The sequence below is a fragment of the Anaerobacillus sp. 63XJN7_4_ISO-PGPR-S23-413 genome (assembly GCF_056173725.1).
Genome location: NZ_CM149688.1, coordinates 370,726 through 392,774, shown reverse-complemented (window position 1 = coordinate 392,774; position 22,049 = coordinate 370,726). Strand labels below are relative to the sequence as shown.

Genomic DNA, 22,049 nt, shown 5'->3' with positions numbered 1-22,049 from the left:
TGTTATTAAATCCCTTATCTATCAAGTTATTCGCTATTCATTTTTGAATAATCTCACTTTTGTATTTTATCACACTATTATAATCGCAAAGCAAAATTCTTTCCTGCTTAAAGCTAACCCTATAGAATAAACGTTGGAACTTAAAGTTAACGAGGGAGGAAACAACATGGTAGCTCTTAAAGGAAAAACAGCATTAATTACAGGTGCAGCTCGAGGAATTGGTCGAGCATCGGCAATTGCTCTTGCAAAAGAAGGCGTAAATATCGCAATGATTGCCCGTACAGAAGAGACACTTCAGAACGTAGCGAAAGAAATCGAAGCAGAAGGTGTGAAAACTTCCTTCGCTATTGCAGATGTTTCCTCTAATGAGGAAGTAACAACAGCTGTAGCTAAATTGAAAGAAGAACTTGGCGAAGTAGACATTCTTATTAATAATGCAGGTATCGCTAAAATGGGTGGCTTCATGGATCTCGAAGTTACAGAGTGGGAAAAGATCATTCAAGTGAATTTGCTAGGCGCTTACTATGTAACACGTGCTGTACTGCCAGATATGATTGAACGTAAATCAGGAGATATTATTAATATTTCTTCTACAGCAGGACAAAAAGGGGCACCAGTTACTAGCGCCTATAGTGCTTCTAAGTTCGGACTTATGGGTCTAACGGAATCACTAGCTCAAGAAGTTCGCAAGCATGATATCCGTGTAAGTGCGCTAACACCAAGTACCGTTTCTACGGATCTAGCAATAGAAAATAACCTAACAGATGGAAATCAAGAGAATATGCTTCAACCAGAAGATATGGCTGAGTTTATCGTTGCTCAACTAAAAATGAACAAACGTGTATTCATTAAAACAGCAGGTTTATGGACAACTAACCCATAAGGTAAACTCTCACAAAAGTTACTCTCATTCTCACGATTAATTTAAATGAAAGAAGCAGCCAGACTACTTATGCTGGCTGTTTCTATATTCTCTAAGTGATCCATAGTACTCGTAAGCTTCCCATTGTTTTTCATTTGAATCAAAGTAAACCCAAATAGGTAAATTATCTAGTTCTGGATATGCTTGATATAAGTGTTCATCTCCTATTCTTATAGCCGATAAGGCACCAGGTAACTCTTCTCGAAATATACGATTTCTTATACTCGACCTCCCCTCTTCTGTAGGATCGTCAATTAAGACATATACGTAGAAATAGAGTCCACAATCATTTCGAAAGCTTCCAAGCACCTCATCTCTTATGGTAGAAATACGATCAAAGGCATATTCTTTTCCAATCGTTAAAAACAATTCTCCAGTTATATCGGAATGTGTTAATGTATATTTCCTTCCTAATACACAGTTCTTCTCTCTCATTCCATCACGATACGTCACCATCAGCTTCTGCTTCACTTATCTCTTCCCCCCTCCTTTTTACAGACTATGGGTCATCACTCATATGGGTTCATTTCATTCTTATCGACTATGACAACCTATACAGTGCGTAAATTAATATAGCTAAAGGACATTTTTGAGAGGATGAGAGAATTTGAGTCAACAACCCCAATTAATCAGTTCTGTAGATCCCTACGTCTATCAAACGCTGGTATCAATTGAAGGGAGTTTGCTTACAGTTCAAACAACAAATGGCTCACTCCAAGGAATGCTCGAATCTGTGATGCCAGATCATATTGTTTTACAAGTGAACGAAACCCCTTTTTTTGTTCGCATTCAACAAATTGTCTGGGTATTTCCTAATTAAAGGGGGGATTACATGTTTAAGCGAATCAATAAGCAGTTAATTGAGCTTCCGATACCAGATCATGGGGATGCAAACGCAGCAGCTGCTGTACAGGATTTACTTGGAGGACGCTTTGGAGAATTGTCTACACTAAATAACTACATGTTCCAGTCGTTTAGCTTTCGTGAGAAAAAAAAGTTGAAGCCTTTTTATGACCTTGTTGCCAGTATTACTGCAGAAGAATTTGGACATGTGGAATTAGTAACAACCTCGATCAACTTGTTGACCACAGGAAGTTCTTTTCAAGCGCCACCTGATTTAACTCCATTACAAAATGGTAAAGACGTGCGAAATACAGCTCAGTTTGTCGCTACAGCACAAACAGCTCTTGCTGCAGATGGAATGGGCAACTCCTAGCGCGGAGATTACGTCTTCAGTAGCGGCAATCTAGTGCTTGACCTACTCCATAATTTTTTTCTGGAGGTTGGTGCAAGAACGCATAAGATGCGCGTCTATGAAATGACCGATCATCCTACAGCCCGAGAAATGATTGGCTACTTACTCGTACGTGGTGGAACTCATGTACTTGCATACGCAAAAGCGATCGAGATCGCGACAGGTACAGACTTAACAAAAATGCTTCCGATTCCGAGCCTTGATAACTCCAAATTTGACTATGCTCGAAAATTTGAAGAACAAGGATTAAACAACGTTCTTTATACTTGGAGTGATAGCGATTACTTAGGTATTAAACAAATATGGAAAGGGACTAACCCGGAAAATGGTGAAAAACTAATGGTGATTGAGGGGGCACCAGAAGGGGCTCCTATTCCTAATCTAGATGATCTTCCAGAAGAATTTGCGCCAGGCATTACTAAGGATCATTATGAACAGATCGCAAAACGTTTAATGCGAAATTTATAGAAAAAAGCACCTACCTAAGGGCAGGTGCTCTTTTCTTGCTACCAGATCGCTTCCACCCATTCTGGATGATCAATAAACGGATTGCGATTATGTTGGTACTGATCATAAATAACATTGTTTCGATTTTCTTCAAAGGAATCCACGGGATCCATTTCATTCCATGCCTTTAATACAGAAACTTTACCAATATATGGTGATGAACCATTGTTTACAAGATTATTTACTTCAAGGTCCACTTCACCACTGTCCCCTTCGTAACGAACAGCCATGTAGAAAATCATTCGTGCTACATCACCTTTCACACTGTCACGAGGCTCCCAAGAATCACTATCATAATAGTTACCGGGTGCTTCTGATTGAGGCGATCCACCGTTATCAAAATCAAGATTACCACGTGAGCTATTGACTGTTACATCAGTTGGGCGTAAATGATGAATATCTGTTCCTGGCCCCATAGATGTCCCAAAATCCCCGTGAGACTTCGCCCAAACGTGTTCACGATTCCAGTCGTCAACGTTACCACCATTCTCATATTTGCTTTGAGATCTGCCACTATAAAGGAGAAGTACATTGTTCGGGTTCGCTGGGTCTTCATCCGTCACGCGTAGGGCATCCCAAACTTCACTGTAAGTTAGCTCATTGTGATCATCGATGATAAGATGCAGCTCAGATTTTAAGGCACTACCGGTTTTACCAACAGCCGAGCTATAGTATGTATCATCGTAAGGGGATGGTTCTCCATCACCTGGGTCGTTAGGATCCCCACTTCCTTCACCATCACTTAATTCCATATCGGAAACACTCTTCACTCCTGTATGAGCGAAATAATCTGTTAGGCTTCCACTGACCACAACAGCTTCACCTAGTAAACTAGGATTACTTTGCAATCCAAAATCATTTCTGAAAGTTGATGGAACCTGGACGAAAAGCATTTCATTTACATTTGTTTCATTCACTTGATCGGCAATCGCGATCGCATAGTCATCCGAAAAGTCAGACGTAGTTACGGAGGAAGTTGAGACTGGCTTTCCAACAATATACCCTTCAACTGACCCTGTACTACCTTGATTTGCTATTCCCTGATTAACTGAAAAAGGTGATGATGAAGTTCCAGATCCATCAGCAAAAGATGGTGTAATCGTGAAATACATCATAATAAACGACACAACTAACATAAAAGCAACCGTTCCATAAACCCTACGACGTGTGGTATTCATTCATATTCCCTCCCCTTTAAAATAAAAGCTCCGTTTTATGAAGCCCCTCTAGTGTAAACGTACACTATTAAGCTAAATGAAACACGATGTAAATGTTCCTTTATTTATCATAGGTCAAATGCCTCATCACGCCTTATATTGTGTCTTTCTTACTATACGGCTGCTTTTTACGAAAATTCCCATCGTTTTCTCATCTTCCTTACTTTCATCCCAGCCCATAGTCCGATATAATCAATGAGGATTGTTAAACCATAAATAAAGGGTGTTTTCCTATGAGTATATTAACCGTGAAAAACCTAACACACGGATTCGGTGACCGTGCTATTTTTGATGATGTATCATTTCGTCTTCTAAAAGGCGAACATATTGGACTTGTTGGTGCTAACGGCGAAGGTAAGTCGACATTTATGAATATTATTACTGGAAAGTTAGAACCAGATGAAGGAACAGTTGAATGGTCGAAAAATGTAAGAGTCGGCTATCTCGATCAGCACACTGTTCTTGAACGAGGCATGACGATTCGTGACGCCCTTAAAGGCGCTTTTCAGTATTTATTTGATTACGAAGCTGAAATGAACGAGCTGTTTGCGAAAATGGGGGAAGCTTCTCCAGAAGAGCTAGAAAAATTGTTAGAAGAAACAGGAACAATGCAAGATATGCTCGCTAACAATGATTTCTACGTAATTGATGCAAAGGTAGAAGAAATTGCACGTGGGCTTGGACTAGATGAAATCGGACTTGAAAAAGATGTACAAGATTTAAGTGGTGGTCAAAGAACAAAGGTCCTTCTTGCTAAACTTCTTCTCGAGAAGCCTGATATTCTCCTTCTCGATGAACCGACAAACTTTCTTGATGAGCAGCACATCGTATGGCTCAGGCGTTACTTACAAGAATATGAGAACGCGTTTATACTCATTTCTCACGATATTCCTTTCTTAAATAGCGTAATCAACTTGATTTATCACATGGAAAATCAAGAGCTAACAAGATACGTAGGTGACTATGATAACTTCTTATCTGTATATGAAGTGAAAAAACAACAAGTTGAAGCAGCGTTTAAAAAGCAGCAGCAGGAGATCTCTCAATTGAAGGATTTTGTTGCGAGAAACAAAGCAAGAGTTGCAACGCGTAACATGGCGATGTCGAGACAAAAGAAGCTTGATAAGATGGATGTAATTGAGATCGCCAAAGAAAAGCCAAAACCAGAATTTCATTTTAAGCAAGCTCGGGCTTCTGGCAAACTCATCTTTGAAACAAAAGATCTTGTTATTGGGTACGATGAACCACTATCCCGTCCATTAAATCTTTCAATGGAAAGAGGGCAAAAAATATCCCTTATGGGTGCAAATGGGATTGGTAAAACGACACTTCTTCGCAGTATACTTGGGGAAATTAAGCCGATTGAAGGTTCAGTTGAGCTCGGTGACTACCTTTATACTGGTTATTTTGAACAAGAAATTAAGACAAGAACATCTAACACTTGTATTGAAGAGATGTGGAGAGAGTTTCCCCACTACAGCCAGGCTCAAATTCGAGCTGCCTTATCCAAATGCGGCCTAACAACGAAGCATATTGAGAGCAGGGTCGACGTTCTTAGCGGCGGCGAGAAAGCGAAACTTAGACTTTGTAAATTGATGAACACAGAATCAAACTTGCTCGTATTTGATGAGCCAACAAACCATCTTGATGTAGAAGCGAAAGCTGAATTGAAACGTGCTTTAAACGAATACAAGGGTAGCATCATTCTGATCTCCCATGAACCTGAATTCTATCAAGACATTGCAACAGATGTATGGAACTGTGAAGATTGGACAACGAAATTAATTTAGAAAAAAAGGCTTATCCGATTATTCGGATAAGCCTTTTTCTATATCTTCAATCGAATAATCCGGAACTAGTATCTTACCGTTATTATTCTTGTTTACGATAGATTTAATCAATGATTTTGTAAGATTTTGAGGGGGATAAGGCTTAATAAGGTAGTCATTTGCCCCTAACTCAAAACCTCGCTGCTTCTCCTCACTTACTGTAGATACAAAGATTGGAATATCTTTCGTACGCTCTGATTCCTTCACGGCTTTCAAAACATCCCATCCGCTCATGCGGCCATCTAACATTATATCTAGCACAATTCCTTTAGGAGTCATTGTCTCAAGCATTTTGATCGCGGCTTCACCACTGCGGCAATGGTGGGCCGTAAATCCACTTTCTGTAATTTCCTCCATTAATAAAAGGGCAAGGCTATCATCGTCCTCTACAATCAATACGCCTGAATCCTCCAATTCCCCTGATTTCGGTTCTATTGGCAACCTTTCTCTTATTAGAGGAAAAACAAGTGTGAATGTACTTCCTTTCCCAAGCTCAGAAGTAACTTCAACATCACCATCATGCGCTAACAAAATCTCTTTTGATATAGCAAGCCCAAGCCCAGTTCCACCAATTTGGCGTCGATCTGAATTATCAACACGATAAAACTTCGTAAAGAGTTTAGCTAGAGCATCTTGTGGGATTCCGAGTCCCTCATCCTCAATATCCACATAAAGCTGACCTTCTCCTACTCTGAATCGCGTTAGTATTGCCCCACCTTCTGGAGAATACTTTACCGCATTGCTAATGAAATTATTGATGACCTGTTTGATCTTATCTGCATCGCCAATAATCTCATGTTCATCTGTTGTGTCTTCAATCATAAAAGAATGAAGCTGAGAATGAACGCGATAGTTATCGAGCACTTCTTCAATAATTTCTTTCAAATTCACTCTTGTTTTGTCATAATTTTGCTTTCCAGCTTCCATCCGCTGTATATCAAGAAAGTCATTAATCAGCGAGGTTAACCGCTTCGCTTCTTTATAAATCGTGCTTAAATATTTCTTTTGCTTTTCAGGTTTTAGCTCTTTTGAAAGCATAAGCTCTGTAAAACCAAGAACACTTGAAAGAGGTGTTCTAAGTTCATGACTAACTGTACTAACGAATTCATTTTTCATTTCATCTACCTCATGTTCACGAGTAATATCGCGGTGAACAAAAATCGAACCAATGAATTTATCACCATTATATAAATGCTCATAATACATTTGAATAAAGAGCGCTGGTTCTGTATTTGTTTGATAGATTAATTCACTTTGCTTAGGTTTAACACCCACAATGACGTCATGCACGTAAGACTTTACTGCATCGCGATCATCTAAATCAACTTGCAGAAGAAATTTCGAACTCCACTCAGCAAATGTTTTTTCGTCTACGCCATCAGGAAAACAGGCATCCAACATTGTACACATTTGATCATTAACAGCACGCGTCGTTCCTTCCCTGTCTACAAGTTGAATTCCTTCTCGAATCGTGTTCAATATTTCTCTATTCACCTGTCGTTCATTCTCTGTTGTTTCGTATAATAGGATTTTATCTAAAGCAAGAGAAATTTGACGTGATAAACCATTGATTTCCGATACTTCTTCAGGCTTGTATTCTACCCCAGTTCTAGTAATGCACAATAAAGCTACTACTTCATTACTTGAAACTACAGGGATATACAGATCATTTGAGAGAACTTCATCACCATGATACCCTGCTTCTCCAACTGAGGCTGGTCTTTGTACAATGTGATATCGCTTTTGTTGAACTGCTTTTATTCCGGGTCCATCCGTAAGGTGATCAATCCACTGATGTACCTTCTCCTGGCTGATTCCTAACGACGCATAATCTTTCCCTTGATTCAGCATCACAATAATCCCTTTATCTGAACTTAAGATATGAATCATGTTCGTAATAATACTTTGTAATAACTCATTCTTATTTAGCGTTGAAGCAAGTGAACGGTTTAATTCATTACGATGTTCTAATACTTGCTTCTGAACGTTCATTACTTTCACATTTTCTTCAAGGGTATTTTTACTACTTTGAAGTTCTTCGCTTTGCTCCAACAACGTTTCATTTGATGCAATGAGTGCTTTTTCGTTTTGTTGAATATTTGTAATCATTAAATTAAATGATCTAGCAAGCTCTCCAAGTTCATCTGATCTTCTGACATGTGGTACAGCTACATTTTCACCAGAAGACATTTGACTTGAGGCCAAAGCGAGCTCTTGCAGCGGTTTTCCAATACGGCGAGCCATTATCCCAGCAAGAATGGTAGCTATTAAGAGCAGGAACACTACAAAAAGAACAAATAGAATTTGTAAGTTTGCTAAACGATCAATTAAATTCTTCTCTGTTGCGGTTATTTCGTTGTCAACGTCAGAGACTAAATTTCTCGTTTGATCTCTTAAATTGTAAACGAGATTGCTGCCCCCTTGATTTTGAGATAAGATTTGTAATCCTGTTGTATTATCACTAGCTACCTGACTTTTCGCTTCTTCAAAAAGGTTATAATAATTTATTAATTTATCTTGAAGATATGTGAGATATTCTTTCTCTTCAGGACTCTCCAATTTCGGCTCTAGCTGATTGATTTTATCGACGATCGAATTCTTTTTGGCTTTGTAATTGTTGAGAAACGGCTCATCCAAACGAAAGCCTAGATAGCCTCGTGCTTCAAAAAACATATCATTCAAACTATCTTCTAGTTCAACAGCGTACTGCTGCTTTTCTCGAAGGTTAACAACTTTTTCCTCATACTTTTTTTCAATCGACTGACTATAGAGGCCCAATCCTACGGCTACTATTAAAATCAATAACAAAAACCCGCTCATAAACCAGACAAATTGACGTGATAAACTACTTTTCCATCTTCTATTCACCAAGAATATCCTCTACGACGCTCGCAAGCTCAACAGGACTAAACGGTTTTGAAATAAAATAATTCGCCCCAGCTTCTCTTGCAATCTCTTCATCTTTCTTTTGCGCTTTTGCCGTTAGCATCATGATTTTGACATCCATGTTCCCTTCAGAGCGAACTTTTTTGATAACTTCAAGGCCAGTCATCTCAGGCATCATGTAATCAAGTAATACTAAATCATAGTCATTATCTTGAATAAAATTGTATGCTTCCGCCCCATCTTCAGCCTCATCGATGTCATACCCATCATCTTCAAGTGTATCAACGATTAACATTCTTAGAATCTCTTCATCTTCTGCTATTAATAATCGAGGAGTCAAACCATTCACCCATTTCTTGTAATATTGATTAATAAGATTAAATCACGAACACCCTTTAATAATACCTTCATATTAAAGAGAGTAGAGGGAAATTCCCTCTACTACTTATATCGGCTAAACTCATCTTGCATAATATAGTACGATTGTTTTAATCTTTCATGATAGTCAGGTTCATTCCATTTGTCCCATGTGAATTTGTAGAATTGATTAACTGACAGGTTCCCGTTATCTATAGATGGCATTGATTCAGTAATAGATGAGATCGACAAATCCGAACCTTTTGAATCCCCCTCATACATCACCACTCCTACTTTAAAACCATCTGTTTTCTTCGAGCTAGTAAGTCCGCCATTCCACATATCGCCCATCATTTCCTTATCACTTGGATCTTTAATATTAAATAAAGCCCATGGTAATCGAATTTCAATAGAATTGTTTTTTACGATAAAATCTGAAAGTGAATTAAAGTTTTCACTGTCTGGATTAGCATTTCCATAGGTCAGACGACCCGTTTCATAATCTTCAAATGGAAGTATTTGTTTTGTGCTTGGAATTGTTAATTGTTTATTCAGGGCTAGTCGAATAGGGTGAAAAACATCATTATCCTTTTTGCTCGCATAATTCTTTTTCTCGATTAAACCAAGATCCTCACCATACTGGTAGTAAAACGAGTCATAGTAGCTATGAACGCTAAGTCTTGATTGATCTTTCCCGGCAAGGTTAAGTATAAAATCAATTCCAGACGATGCGTTTATTTCAGGGTCATCTTCAACCTGTTTACTCCCCTGACCACTGTTCGTATCAAATAATAATAATGTTTTATCCTTTTTCAATTGTTCTTCGGACATCTCTTGATAATCTAGTCGGAAGTAGATATATTTCTCATCACTTGTCATGTAGAAGTTTTGTAAGTTCTGATCTTTATTATTTGATTCAAATAAAGGCTTAATCCCCGCCTCATTCCAATCCTTCACTTTTCCATCAACTTTAATCTTTTGCTTCTCACCTGGATCAAAACTTAATAACCCAAACTGTTGTTCATTTGTCTGGTCATTTGACCAAAAAGGACGACGATCCGAGTTATCGTAATCCATCGTATTCCACGTTCGTTTAAACCACTCATCTTGCCAAGAAAACACTAATCCTCCTGCATAGTCTTCAGAAACAATGTTTTCAAATAGCTTCGCATCCGTTAGTCCTTGCTCTTCTTCGGAATTTCCGCCCTGATTCATTCCATATACGTTCCGATGAGTCATACCTCGGGAGGCTGGAACACCAAATTCGGCTACAAGAACTGGCATAGTGTGAACTTTTCTAAGTGCATTTAAATAACCGGCATAGTTGTTTTTCTCACCGTTCTGGTCAATATAATTCACATACTCCTCTTCATAGTTCAAAAAATCCGGATAGTAAGGATAAATATGATAAGAAGCAAATTGACCCGCATAATAATTATCCTTCAAATCAATCACATTCGGATCCACTGAAACTAAATCTTCTTCTTCCGATGGTTCTGCTGGATGCTCAAGTAAGTCGGTTGTCACCCAGTTTGTAAAGCTAACTGGCCTTTGCCAATTGTACTTCTCCATTTCATATCCAATCGTGTCATCCATCATCTTCGCTATCCATATCTCAAAAGGGCTCGCTTCTTTTGTATTAAGATAGTCTCCATCATATTGCTCCATATCATTATTCTTCTCGTTCGTTGAAACAACAACTTTCGGATCCCATTCGATACCGAGAACCCATCCAAGTACATATGGTGAAACATCAGCTGTGTAACGCCCGTTTGCATGACCAACTTTCTCCTTAATCGTTGCATTACCATGTATTAGGTCGACCGTATCCTCCATTGCTTTCTTAAGCAGTTGAACGTTCTCATTAGCATATGCATCTTGAGTTTCAATAAGCGGTTCTTCTTCTACCCATACACCATGGAATATGTATAACGGTGTGTCAGCTTCTTGGTTATGTTCTAACAAGGCTTCGTAGAAAGCTGGTGGGTGAATTGTGTAGACACGAACTGCATTTGCATTCATCTCAGCAATTTGATTAAACCATCTTTTATACTCTGATTTCGTAATAGCTGCCTCACCAGGAAAATAACCTGGTTTTGCAATACCCATATTTACACCTTTAATAATGAGATCGGCCCATTCACCATCTTGAAACACCTGAATTTTGTCTTTTCCAACTTTACCTGCCACCTGGATACCTTCGATTGATTGAATATCTAAACTTTTAGCTTCCTGTTTTGTTTCAATATTTTTTAAGTTTTCAAGCACAGTCTCCATCATAGGGGTGTATATTTTCCAATAAAACGATTCGAGACTTTCATCATCTCCACTCAACAATAAACGATTAATAGAAGGAAGCCATTTATACTGATAGAAATTCGAATCTGTATCGCGATCTGCGAAATCTCCTGCAAAATAGTAAGATTGGTTATGCTTCATAACAGCGGGAAAAGAAAGCGGAATTCCAGTTTCCACCAACAAATCTTCTGCTTCTTGAGTAACATCTAATGTATAATTTGCAAGAACCTCTTCTTCGTTGATTGGCTCCACAATATCAAACCAGTAATGATAAGACATAGAGTCCTTTACTAAGGAATCTTCAAACCATTTCTTACCTTGGTCATTGAATGAGAATTGTACGGTATCATTTCCAACCTCATCTTTTTCAATAACAATGATCGAATCATCTTCATTCACAAAAATTAATCCTTGATCCGAAAAATCCCATTCTTCTTCATTCTGTTTTTCATAGTTACTAATAGCCCATCCTGGAACTTCACCATCTGCTGATAGGTCATCGAAATAACGACCGATCCACCCGGACCACTCCAGATTCAGAATAGAATATAGACCCTCTCTCGCCTTATCATCAGTCGGGCTACCAAATGCATTAAACTCCGCAACAAATGTAGATCCCTGCTGTACAGCTTCAGATATCAAACTAACTTCTTCTTGCTTCATTCCTCCGTAGATTATATCTGACCGATCACCCTCAGACGCCTTCCCAAACCATTCTTCTTCGTATACTCCATATGAATCAGCAAGATAAATTAAGTCCTGTCCTACAAGTGTTTCGGGGAAGGAATCAATCGTATAGTCTTCTTCATCTTCTGGTCGGAATCCTGTATAATCCTCTACTTCTGAGTAAGGAGTCCCATCCCCTTTCACCCACTTCTCGTGATTCATAACCCATGTTAGACCTTTGTGTTCACGATAGGTTTCATCAGGGATAGTTTTATCAATAATAAATACATCTTTCCTAGTCTCATCCTCCATATACCAATAAAGAACAGGAAACATTAGAATAAGTCCTAAAGCTAGTAACCCCACTACAAAACTAATAATTGTTGTTTGCTTTATACTACGCACTTATTTTGAAACCCCTTTTCTGCTCATTTCACCCCAGCTTGTGTTTCCACGAATCAGCTGAATAATACCTTCGACTCTCCAAAACACGGTCAATGGCCGAAACCAGAACGCTTCAGAAAGAGAATAGAAATACAACCGTACTAAATCTTGTACTCTTGTATATCGTCTTAAGCTCCATTCTTCTAGTAGCACTGCACTCATCGATAAGAGAGAACCATAGATGACTGCGAGCAAGAACAGAAGCACAGCAAAGGAAGTATAAATACCACCAACAAATGGTGAAATAACCATAATAATATACCCAAGTAATTCAATGACAGGCCCTAGAAATTCGACAATTAAGAAGTATGGCATTGAAACAGTACCAACAAGACCGTACTTAGGGTTTCCTAGCATTTTCTTGTTATGCCAAAGGCTCTCAAAAAGACCTCTATGCCATCTACTCCTTTGTCTCCTTAAAATCTTCGTAGATTCCGGTGCTTCAGTCCAGCAAACAGGATCAGGAACATAAACAATTCTCTTCCCTGATTTTTCTTCTTTGATTAATTTATGAAGCCTGACTACTAGGTCCATATCTTCTCCAACGGTGTCCGTTCGATAGCCGTTTACCTTAACAACACTCTCGCGATGGAAGACGCCAAACGCTCCAGAGATAATTAATAAGAGATTATGTTTTGAAAGGCCAATTCTCCCCATAAGGAACGCTCGGAAGTACTCAATAACCTGCATGACAACGAGAGGACTTTTAGAAAGGGCAACCTTCATGACTTCTCCACGTTCAATTGTACAACCGTTAGCTATTCTTACGCTCCCTCCTACTGCTACAATTTCTTCTTTAGAATCAATAATCGGTTTCATTACTTTAGCAAAAGCATCTCGTTCGATAATAGAATCGCCATCCAGAGAGCAGAAGTATGGATAATGAGCAACGTTTATTCCTGCATTGAGAGCATCTGCTTTTCCGCCATTCACTTTGTCAATTGCGTATAAGTTCTCATAAATAGTAGATTGATAGACAGAAATAATTTCACTAGACTTAATCTGTTTGCGAATCACTTTCTCAACCTTTACCATTTCAAATGATTCAATAACAGATTCTAATGTTTTATCTTTAGACCCATCATTAATCACTACTACTTCGTACTCAGGATAATTGATACTAAGGAGTGAACGAACGCTTGGCACAATTCCAGCTTCCTCGTTGTATGCAGGAACAAGAATAGATACAGGTCTCGTAAAGGAGGATTGAGCTAACTCCTCATATGGCTCAAATTGATCGAGCTTATATTCTTTGCGAAGTTGAACAGAAGAAATAAGAAAAAGGATGAAATAGAAAATGATAATTCCAACCATATAGATTGCCACAAAAATTGTAAATATAAGAAGTAATGTTGAAAAAATACTAGCGATAGACACTGTTTCTCCCCTTTCTAAGCAGCCATTCCTTCGCTGCATCACGCGCAAACCGATCGACATGAGTAGCGGCAACATCTTCTAAGATTGCCCCGCCGTTCTGCTGCACAATAATAGACTCGGCAGCAGTAGTTCTAACCCACCAGTTTTCATCAGTAAGAAGGATTAACAGATCATCTAAGAAGCGACTATCCTTTAATGGCTTGACCAATCTAGCAGCCATCATTCTCTCTTGCCAGCTTGACGCGTGCAAAGAGGGTTTGATTTTGTTCGCATTTGTAATATACCCGTACTTAACAAGAGATTTAAGAGCACGTATTCGAAATTCTGTGTCTTTAGAGTCTATGAAAGATTCAATTGTGGGCAAATACTTGTATTCTGCACTATCCCCCATGGCTTCAATAAGCGACAACTGAATCCATTGGGGAAACTCTTCTATTGTTCCAATAAAGCGGTCTAATAGATCTTCATCTAATCTTCCAAACAAGTCCAAATAATAAAAGGTAGGATATTCTTTTTCCTCATTTAATAGAATCGTATAGATGCGCTCATCCTGTAGATTCGCAAGTATGCGTAATACCTGAATAGACTCTAGTTCACTCGTGCGTTTTTCTTTATAAAGACTGACACATTGCTCAACTAGCGTGATCATACGAAACTTCTCAATCCGATGGAGGGTATTCATTCGTATACTCCATCGGTTATGAAGTAATCTTTTCTTGTAATAATCTTCAAGGGTTGTCTCAGCAAGTTCTTCAATTCTGCGTGAGGTATCGTTATCCCCTTTCATTAGAGAATAGTAGCGGGTCAGAACATCCTCAAAAGCTTCAATCATATAAGGTTCTTTCGGTAACTGGAGTTCTCCGTAGCCTTGCATATACGGGCTCATGTGCTCTAAGTAGTAAACTTTCCAATCTGCTTTCTTCTGTTCGAACCGGTTAGATCGAACTTTCTGACCTACAAGGAAGAGGAATAGGGCCGTTAAAGCAATAAAAAGAATTACAAACACTTGAAAAATAATAAAAACTGCACTCATATCTACATTCGCCTCAATCTTTCTCTTATAGCATTTTTTGAATTAACCTTCTAATTCTAGCTTCTAATTCGCCCATGCTAAATGGCTTTGTAATATAATCATCGGCACCAAGCTCTAAAGCTTTAACTATATCTTTTTCTGCTTTACGACCCGTCAGCATCATAACAGTGTATTGGTTTTGACTACTCTCCTTACGTAACTTGCGCAATACCTCAATCCCATCCATTCTTGGCATAATGCCATCAAGTAGAACAAGACAAGAAGAACCGGCTTTGTGCCAGCTATCTTCAAAGAAACTTTCTCCTTCACGATAGCTTTTCACTTCAATTTCATAATTTCCTTCTGGTTGAAGCTGTTGAAGTTGAGAAGTGAGTAATGTTCTGATAATTTCGTCATCATCAACAACAGCAATTCGAATCGTCTTAATAGGCTTTGTATTAGTTAAATCACTTTCATAAATAACCATTTGATTTCGCCCGTTTGCCTTTGCTCGATACAGCGCTTCATCCGCTTGATTTAATAGCTTTTTGTTGGAAGAAGAACCATCAATGTCAACGATCCCGCCAGAGAATGTAACAGAGAATCTTTCTTCTTTAACCCGAAATACTTTTGAACGAAATCCACTTAATAAACGTTGAAGAAATTTATCAGCCTGAATAGATGTTGTATCAGGTAAAATCAAGACAAATTCTTCACCACCGTATCGAATCAATGTATCAGTACGTCTTTTTTCATCCATAATAAATTGTGATAATTTTCTTAGCACCTGATCCCCAATTAAGTGACCGAAACGGTCGTTAATAGATTTAAAATGGTCTATATCAAAAATGGCTAATGAAGCTTTTTCCCCATTTCGGACAAGGTCATAGCGCATATAATTCAGTTGGCTATCAAGAAATTTCCGATTGTAGGCACCCGTCAATTCGTCTGTTAATACAGAATGAACAATGTTTTTTCTTTTGGAAATTTTCCCATTAACCCTTAATAAATATTCCTCTAAGGTTATATCTACATCAAAAAAGTCATCTGCTCCAAATCGATAACCGTCGATACGATTAGATATCGAATTTTCTGTATCTGTCATAATTAACGGAGTAAACTGTAGCTCTGCTTTTTCTCTAACTTCTTTGGCAATTCCTGATTTGTCTGTTTTGATTAAAAGATAATCTACAATAATACAGTCAGGGTGCATATCGTATAAGGCCGTTTGCGCCTTTTTAAGGTCCATCGCTGCAAAGACGATGTATCCTTCCTTCTCAAGCTGAGCTTTCCGCTCAATTAACGTCATCGGATTTTGGTTGATAAGCATAATCATCTTCTGAACATTTGCTTCTTCATCCTTACCTTTGTTCTCAACAGCCGCTTCGAGAATTTCCTCCATCAGACTATTTAATAATTGAGTTGTTTCTTCATTTGTTAGGGTTCTTTCGCTTTCTAAATCCATCTTCATCAGCAACTCTTCCGCTTTATCAGCGGATACTTTATATCCAACTGTCCCAGCAGTACCTTTAAACGTATGTAAAAACTTATATAATTCCATCTCTGTTATACTCTCATTTGCTGCTATCATCTCGTCATATTTCTCTTTCATATTAGAAACAAACTTCTTTTTATATTTCTCCAATGTAAAGCCTCCTCTTTCAAATAAGAGTGAATTTTGTCGAATTACTAAATACTCTCATCATAATTTAGTTTTAGATGTTCCACAACAAAGATTGTGTATTTTTTCCACATTTTATAAACTTCTATCTTTCGATTCATACCTTTCTACACCTTTTTTTATCATCGTATATATCAAAGTGAATCTTCCATTAACTAACAGCGAGGTTATGTTAATAAATTTAATAGAGTCTTATCTCATTGCAAACGACATTTGTTTACAAAGTTTACTTCCTTAGGTACACTAGTATCTATGCGAATTATTTACCCAGGTAAACAAAAGGAGATTAACATGATTTCAACAAGCGATATTTTTCATTCGTTAAATCAACAAGTGCGACACATCACAAAAGAAGTAAACGAGCTATTGAAAGAGTATAACTTGTATAGTTCACAATGGACGATTCTCTATTGTCTTGATCAATTCGGTCCTATGAAACAGACAGATATCTGGAAATACTTAAATGTTGAAGCGCCAACTACCACTCGTACTCTTGTTCGAATGGAACAAAATAACTGGATTAATCGAATGGAAGGTTCCGATAAGCGTGAACGCATTGTTAGTCTTACTCATGAGGCAGAAGGGCTTTTGCCTACCATAAAAGATTCTATTAAAGAGATGGAAGAATCCCTCCTTCAACACCTATCAACTGAAGAGCAGATTCACTTTTATCATCTTCTAAACAAAATAGGGCAACAGAAAGGAGAGAAAACACATGTCTAATAAACAACCGATTTGGACAAAAAGCTTTTTAAATATCTCAACTAGTAATCTATTTATCTTCATTGTTTTCTATGCACTTCTAACCTTACTCCCTATATACGTTACAGAGGAACTTGGCGGAAGCGAATCTCAAGCAGGTCTTATTATTACGATTTTCTTACTATCTGCTATTATTGTTCGCCCTTTCTCTGGAAAATTGATTGATCGGTTTGGCAAAAAGAAAATGCTCGTAACGAGTGCTTCTCTATTTGCTGCGGCTTCTTTTATCTATCCATTAGTAGACAACTATTATGCTTTACTCTTACTACGATTCTTTCACGGTGTATGGTTTAGTATTGTTACCACGGCAGCCGGAGCAATTGCTGCAGACACAATTCCAAGAGAACGACGTGGAGAAGGTTTGGGTTATTTCGCAATGTCTATGAACCTTGCAGTTGTTACTGGTCCCTTCCTCGCCCTAACGCTTCTTCAATATGTTTCATATATAACAATTTTCCTTGTATTAAGTACCATAATGGTGATAGGGGTTCTTTGCACACTAGGCGTAAAAGCCATAGAAAATACCGAACCTATACCTAAGAAAAAATTATCATTTGATGATCTTTTCGAAATAAAATCATTCCCAATTGCAATCGTTGGACTCTTTGTTGCTTTCTCTTATGCAAGCGTCATTTCATTTATCTCTCTATACGCGAAATCAATCGGTCTTCTTGAAGCTGCGGGATTCTTTTTCGCAGTATTCGCTGTAGCTATGCTTGTCTCACGACCATTCACTGGCAGGATGTTTGATTTAAGAGGACCTAATACTGTCATTCTTCCTGCATTTGTTTTGTTTGCTCTTGGTCTCGTAACTCTTAGTTTTACAACACAAGCATGGATGTTACTTCTTGCAGGGGCATTGATCGGGTTAGGATACGGTTCGATTGTACCAAGCTTCCAAACACTTGCTATCCAAGCAGCTCCCGAATCAAGAAGCGCGCATGCAACGGCAACTTTTTTCACCTTTTTCGATACTGGAATCGCAACGGGGTCATTCGTACTCGGCATCATTGTGACTTCTCTCGGTTATGCTAATCTCTACATGATTCTAGGGCTCTTTGTGATTGGTATTCTGTTCTTCTATCAATGGATTCAGAAACAAAAAAGTTCGAGAAAACAACTTCGATCACAAACTAATTATTAAGGAAATGTATACCATAGCGATTTAATGGGTTGAAGTATAGTGAAAAAGTAAGCTATTATGGGAGAATCTTATTTTTTCATGAGAGCGAGTTGACAACAGTGCAAGTAATAGAAGCAATTAACGCGGTTCTTTGGGGACCCATAATGATTTCCCTCCTCCTTGGAACTGGGTTGTTTTTCACGATACGTCTTGGTTTTATCCAGTTTACAGGCTTAAAAGAAGGATTTCGCCAAACATTTGGGCCCCTGTTTTCAAAAAAGAAACAAAAAGGTATTTCGTCTTACCAGGCCCTCTCAACAGCCATTGCGGCTCAAGTAGGGACTGGGAATTTAGCCGGAGTAGCCACTGCTATTGCAGCTGGGGGACCAGGAGCTATTTTTTGGATGTGGATCTCTTCCTTTCTTGGTATGGCGACGATCTTTGCTGAAGCTGTACTAGCTCAGAAATTTCGCGTAAAAGAAAATGGGGTCGTAAAAGGTGGACCCGCTTACTATATTCGCGACGGTCTAGGTAGTAAAAAATTAGCCGCCTTCTTTGCGATTGCGATCATTTGTGCGCTTGGTTTTGTTGGGAATATGGTGCAATCTAATTCAATAGCCGAGGCTTTTCAAACCGCATTTCAAATTCCACCAATTGCGATCGGCATAGGTGTAGCGATTTTAATTAGTTTAATACTATTCGGTGGTATCAATCGAATTGCTCGATTTGCAGGCAATGTCGTTCCGATTATGGCGTTACTCTACATTATCGGAGCTCTTATCATTCTTGTCATACATTTCGATCAAGTACTTCCAGCACTATCACTTATCGTTGAATCGGCATTCACTCCAGAATCAGCTGGAGGCGGAGTGCTTGGTGCCTCGATAAAAGAAGCGATTCGGTACGGGGTTGCAAGAGGGCTATTCTCAAATGAAGCAGGTATGGGGTCAACACCTCATGCCCACGCAGTGGCAGAAGTGAAACACCCTGCACAGCAAGGATTTGTAGCTATGGTCGGTGTTCTCATCGATACCGTGATTATTTGTACCGTTACAGCACTCGTGATTCTTGTAACGGACGGGGCAAGTTCTAACCTTACTGGAATTGAATTAACGCAAGCTAGTTTCACTAGTGGCCTAGGGGGCTTTGGTGTTTACTTTATTGCATTTAGTCTTTTGTTCTTTAGTTTCACAACAATTTTAGGCTGGGCTTACTTTGGCGAAACAAATGTAAATTATTTATTTGGACAAAAAAGCGTCCCTTACTATCGTGGTGCTGTTCTTGTTTTCATCGTCCTAGGAACTGTTTTAAATGTGCCGTTCGTATGGCAGCTTGCCGATACATTTAATGCATTCATGGTGTTGCCCAACGTCATTGCCCTGATCGCTTTAAGTAGCGTCGTAAAAAAATCATATAAAGAGCTTTCTCAATAAAAAAAGCGATGCAGCTGCATCGCTTTTTTCTATCTATCTGCACTTAGATGAGAGTTGATATTCAGACTGCGGATCACGATTTCATCGCCAGCCACATCAAGGATATTTATTCCTGTATTATCTTGAAAGATGCGACGATAGTTGGCAAAAGGCATCCCAAGTACCCCTGCTAGAAAGAAACGAATCGTGTTGTTGTGCGCAACAACGAGCACCGTTTCACCGGAATGCTTTTCACTTATTTCCTTAAAAAAAGATGACGCTCTTTCATACATTTCACGAGCCGTTTCACCCGTTCGCCCCGCTCTTGTTTCCCATGGGTTAGCCATCCAATTATCCCATGAGTCAGGATCTTCTTTAATAAACTCCGCTTTCGATCGACCTTCCCACTCTCCAAAATCACCTTCATAGATCCGTTCATCTATTTGAATCGGCAAATCTCGTTCTCCTAAAATGAGTTCAGCTGTATGACGTGCACGTATTAATGGAGAAGCATAAGCTCGATCAAACGAAACCGAACTTAGAAAGTCGCCTGCATTCTTCGCTTGAGTGGCTCCCTCCGTAGAAAGTCCAATATCTGTTCGTCCACAATAAAGATCTCCTGCTGCATTCCATTCACTTTCACCATGTCGTACAAGATAAATACGCGTATGACTTTGTTTCGTTGCTTTATTTATACTCTTATTGGTCACTACTTGCTCACTCTCTCCTACACAAATTCTAACCTTCATTATGGCTATCGTATCGAGAGGATGCAAGTGGAAGAAAATGTTTCTATTTCTCATTACACAAGAAATCCGCTAGCTATTTGCCAGCGGATAATCATCTATAAAGCGGTCTGTAAACCAGCCTGATTTAGAAAGTTCCACGGTTTATTAAAATGTGGTTGGAAAAAGAAATCGATGTATCCTAATTCATCTATAGTCATTTTGTTTTGAATACAAACAGAGAGTGTATTAATTGATTGCGTTACGTCTGCTTTAGAGATCACTTGAGCTCCAAGAATTCTCCTCGTATCCACTTCATAAACCACCTTCAGTGTGATCACTTCATAATCTGGCATAAACTCTGGACGATTGTTTTCTTTTATTGTGATTGTTTTCACATTCTTACCCACACTAATAGCTGCCCTCTCAGTTAAACCAGTAGAAGCCATACTGTGATCAAAAAGGTGTAAACCAGATGTCCCCTGAGTGCCCATATATCTGATCGTTGGTTTCATAATGTTCTGTCCAACGAGGGTACCCATTCGAACAGCATTTGTAGCTAAAGGAATATACGCATTTTCACCAGTAGGATTGTATTGTATAGCACAGCTATCGCCAGCAGCAAAAATATTTTCCTTACTTGTTCTCATATATTCATCTACAATAATGGCCCCGTTTGGCATCATCTCTATCTGCCCTTTAAGAAGATCTGTGTTCGGACGAAAGCCTACAGAAAGAATAACGAGATCTGCTTCATATTCTCCACGGGTTGTCACAACTTTAGAGACGTGTTCCTCTCCTTCAAAACGAGTCACTGTTTCGTTAAGCGCAAGACGAATGCCACGAGTCTTGAAGTCCTCTTCAATTATATCTGTAAACTCTGGATCAAGATACTTACTTAAGATACGGTCTTCTCCATCAATTAAGGTTACTTCTTTTCCATATTTCTGAAAAGCCTCTACTAACTCAACTCCAATATAGCCTGCCCCAATAACGGTAACGCGTTTAGCTTCCTTTGCTCGTTCGATAATTGTATTAGCTTGGGTATAGTTTTTTGATAAAAGGATATTATTAAGTTGAATTCCTTCAATAGGCGGAATAATCGGCCATGATCCTGTCGCCATCACAAGCTTATCGTAATCATCCTCAAACACTTCTTTTGTATTCAAATTCTTAACGCTAATACGATTGTTTATAGAATCAATATCTAATACTTCATGCTTCATTTTCATTGTGACACCCATCTCTTCTAACTTCTCAGGAGATGAATAGAATAAACCTTTTGGATCTTTTACAACTCCTCCAACATAAAGAGCAATTCCGCAAGATAAGAAAGAGACATTATCATTACGCTCATAAACCGTAATATCTGCTTCAGGATAACGTGTTGCTATATTCGTAACTGCGGCCGTTCCGGCATGTGTACATCCAACAACTGCTACTTTCATCAATAATTCCTCCTTGTATAATTGTGAATTATTTCACATAAAAGGACGCAATCATGTGATGTGTTTCACAATTTTTATATTGTAATTATATGTTCCTTTTGTATTAATTGCAATAAGTTTGTTCAATG

General features: G+C 38.6%; 16 protein-coding genes and 1 pseudogene. 7 read left to right on the top strand and 10 right to left on the bottom strand.

What is annotated here, in order from left to right:
* Positions 1-166: 166 nt before the first annotated feature.
* Complete coding sequence (locus AC0VYO_RS02135; protein WP_475368341.1) at positions 167-883, top strand: 3-ketoacyl-ACP reductase; 717 nt, start codon at positions 167-169, stop codon at positions 881-883.
* Between the two features lie 63 nt (positions 884-946).
* Here the strand turns inward: AC0VYO_RS02135 and AC0VYO_RS02130 are convergent, their stop codons facing one another.
* The gene (locus AC0VYO_RS02130; protein WP_475368340.1) at positions 947-1,393 is read right to left on the bottom strand and encodes a staygreen family protein; all 447 of its coding nucleotides are present in this window, start codon (positions 1,391-1,393) and stop codon (positions 947-949) included.
* A gap of 136 nt (positions 1,394-1,529) precedes the next feature.
* Here AC0VYO_RS02130 and AC0VYO_RS02125 point away from each other — a divergent pair, with 136 nt between their 5' ends.
* A complete protein-coding gene (locus tag AC0VYO_RS02125; protein ID WP_475368339.1) occupies positions 1,530-1,742 on the top strand; it encodes a YuzF family protein in 213 nt (70 codons plus the stop codon).
* 12 nt (positions 1,743-1,754) lie between these two features.
* Positions 1,755-2,645 (top strand): annotated as a pseudogene (locus AC0VYO_RS02120) (manganese catalase family protein).
* A gap of 38 nt (positions 2,646-2,683) precedes the next feature.
* Here AC0VYO_RS02120 and AC0VYO_RS02115 read toward each other — a convergent pair.
* A complete protein-coding gene (locus AC0VYO_RS02115; protein ID WP_475369034.1) occupies positions 2,684-3,796 on the bottom strand; it encodes an endonuclease in 1,113 nt (370 codons plus the stop codon).
* Between the two features lie 338 nt (positions 3,797-4,134).
* On the opposite strand from AC0VYO_RS02115, the gene AC0VYO_RS02110 reads away from it, so the two are divergent.
* A complete protein-coding gene (locus tag AC0VYO_RS02110; RefSeq protein WP_303533822.1) occupies positions 4,135-5,691 on the top strand; it encodes an ABC-F family ATP-binding cassette domain-containing protein in 1,557 nt (518 codons plus the stop codon).
* A gap of 18 nt (positions 5,692-5,709) precedes the next feature.
* On the opposite strand, the gene AC0VYO_RS02105 is transcribed toward AC0VYO_RS02110, so the two are convergent.
* The 6 genes from AC0VYO_RS02105 to AC0VYO_RS02080 all read right to left on the bottom strand — a co-directional run bounded on the left by AC0VYO_RS02105 (position 5,710) and on the right by AC0VYO_RS02080 (position 16,415).
* Entirely contained in the window at positions 5,710-8,550 is a 2,841-nt protein-coding gene (locus AC0VYO_RS02105; RefSeq protein ID WP_475368338.1) for an ATP-binding protein, read from the bottom strand.
* Between the two features lie 40 nt (positions 8,551-8,590).
* Complete coding sequence (locus AC0VYO_RS02100) at positions 8,591-8,956, bottom strand: response regulator transcription factor (RefSeq protein ID WP_430241595.1); 366 nt, start codon at positions 8,954-8,956, stop codon at positions 8,591-8,593.
* Between the two features lie 101 nt (positions 8,957-9,057).
* Entirely contained in the window at positions 9,058-12,342 is a 3,285-nt protein-coding gene (locus AC0VYO_RS02095) for a hypothetical protein (RefSeq protein WP_475368337.1), read from the bottom strand.
* Positions 12,343-13,695: a glycosyltransferase family 2 protein gene (locus AC0VYO_RS02090; protein ID WP_475367445.1), complete on the bottom strand. Its 1,353-nt coding sequence runs from the start codon at positions 13,693-13,695 to the stop codon at positions 12,343-12,345.
* Positions 13,696-13,744: 49 nt separating this feature from the next.
* Positions 13,745-14,791 carry a HEAT repeat domain-containing protein gene (locus tag AC0VYO_RS02085; RefSeq protein WP_475366423.1) on the bottom strand — a complete coding sequence of 349 codons (1,047 nt, stop codon included), beginning with the start codon at positions 14,789-14,791 and terminating at the stop codon, positions 13,745-13,747.
* 25 nt (positions 14,792-14,816) lie between these two features.
* Positions 14,817-16,415 carry a GGDEF domain-containing response regulator gene (locus AC0VYO_RS02080; protein ID WP_475368336.1) on the bottom strand — a complete coding sequence of 533 codons (1,599 nt, stop codon included), beginning with the start codon at positions 16,413-16,415 and terminating at the stop codon, positions 14,817-14,819.
* A gap of 327 nt (positions 16,416-16,742) precedes the next feature.
* Between AC0VYO_RS02080 and AC0VYO_RS02075 the strand changes: the two genes are divergently transcribed.
* From AC0VYO_RS02075 to AC0VYO_RS02065, 3 genes are all read left to right on the top strand, one after another.
* Positions 16,743-17,174, top strand: a complete 432-nt coding sequence (locus AC0VYO_RS02075; RefSeq protein WP_475366421.1) for a MarR family winged helix-turn-helix transcriptional regulator — start codon at positions 16,743-16,745, stop codon at positions 17,172-17,174.
* The gene (locus AC0VYO_RS02070) at positions 17,167-18,357 is read left to right on the top strand and encodes an MFS transporter (RefSeq protein WP_430241604.1); all 1,191 of its coding nucleotides are present in this window, start codon (positions 17,167-17,169) and stop codon (positions 18,355-18,357) included. The genes AC0VYO_RS02075 and AC0VYO_RS02070 overlap by 8 nt, the downstream gene beginning before the upstream one ends.
* 98 nt (positions 18,358-18,455) lie before the next feature.
* Complete coding sequence (locus tag AC0VYO_RS02065) at positions 18,456-19,769, top strand: alanine/glycine:cation symporter family protein (protein WP_475367444.1); 1,314 nt, start codon at positions 18,456-18,458, stop codon at positions 19,767-19,769.
* A gap of 29 nt (positions 19,770-19,798) precedes the next feature.
* On the opposite strand, the gene AC0VYO_RS02060 is transcribed toward AC0VYO_RS02065, so the two are convergent.
* Together AC0VYO_RS02060 and AC0VYO_RS02055 are read right to left on the bottom strand one after the other, a co-directional pair.
* Positions 19,799-20,551: a histidine phosphatase family protein gene (locus AC0VYO_RS02060; protein WP_475368335.1), complete on the bottom strand. Its 753-nt coding sequence runs from the start codon at positions 20,549-20,551 to the stop codon at positions 19,799-19,801.
* Between the two features lie 41 nt (positions 20,552-20,592).
* A complete protein-coding gene (locus tag AC0VYO_RS02055) occupies positions 20,593-21,921 on the bottom strand; it encodes a CoA-disulfide reductase (protein ID WP_475368334.1) in 1,329 nt (442 codons plus the stop codon).
* Between the last annotated feature and the right edge of the window lie 128 nt (positions 21,922-22,049).

Coding starts and splice junctions, on each gene's coding strand:
- AC0VYO_RS02135 (WP_475368341.1), top strand. CDS start 167: ATGGTAGCTCTTAAAGGAAAAACAGCATTAATTACAGGTGCAGCTCGA.
- AC0VYO_RS02115 (WP_475369034.1), bottom strand. CDS start 3,796: ATGTATTTCACGATTACACCATCTTTTGCTGATGGATCTGGAACTTCA.
- AC0VYO_RS02110 (WP_303533822.1), top strand. CDS start 4,135: ATGAGTATATTAACCGTGAAAAACCTAACACACGGATTCGGTGACCGT.
- AC0VYO_RS02105 (WP_475368338.1), bottom strand. CDS start 8,550: ATGAGCGGGTTTTTGTTATTGATTTTAATAGTAGCCGTAGGATTGGGC.
- AC0VYO_RS02090 (WP_475367445.1), bottom strand. CDS start 13,695: ATGGTTGGAATTATCATTTTCTATTTCATCCTTTTTCTTATTTCTTCT.
- AC0VYO_RS02085 (WP_475366423.1), bottom strand. CDS start 14,791: ATGAGTGCAGTTTTTATTATTTTTCAAGTGTTTGTAATTCTTTTTATT.
- AC0VYO_RS02075 (WP_475366421.1), top strand. CDS start 16,743: ATGATTTCAACAAGCGATATTTTTCATTCGTTAAATCAACAAGTGCGA.
- AC0VYO_RS02070 (WP_430241604.1), top strand. CDS start 17,167: ATGTCTAATAAACAACCGATTTGGACAAAAAGCTTTTTAAATATCTCA.
- AC0VYO_RS02060 (WP_475368335.1), bottom strand. CDS start 20,551: ATGAGAAATAGAAACATTTTCTTCCACTTGCATCCTCTCGATACGATA.
- AC0VYO_RS02055 (WP_475368334.1), bottom strand. CDS start 21,921: ATGAAAGTAGCAGTTGTTGGATGTACACATGCCGGAACGGCCGCAGTT.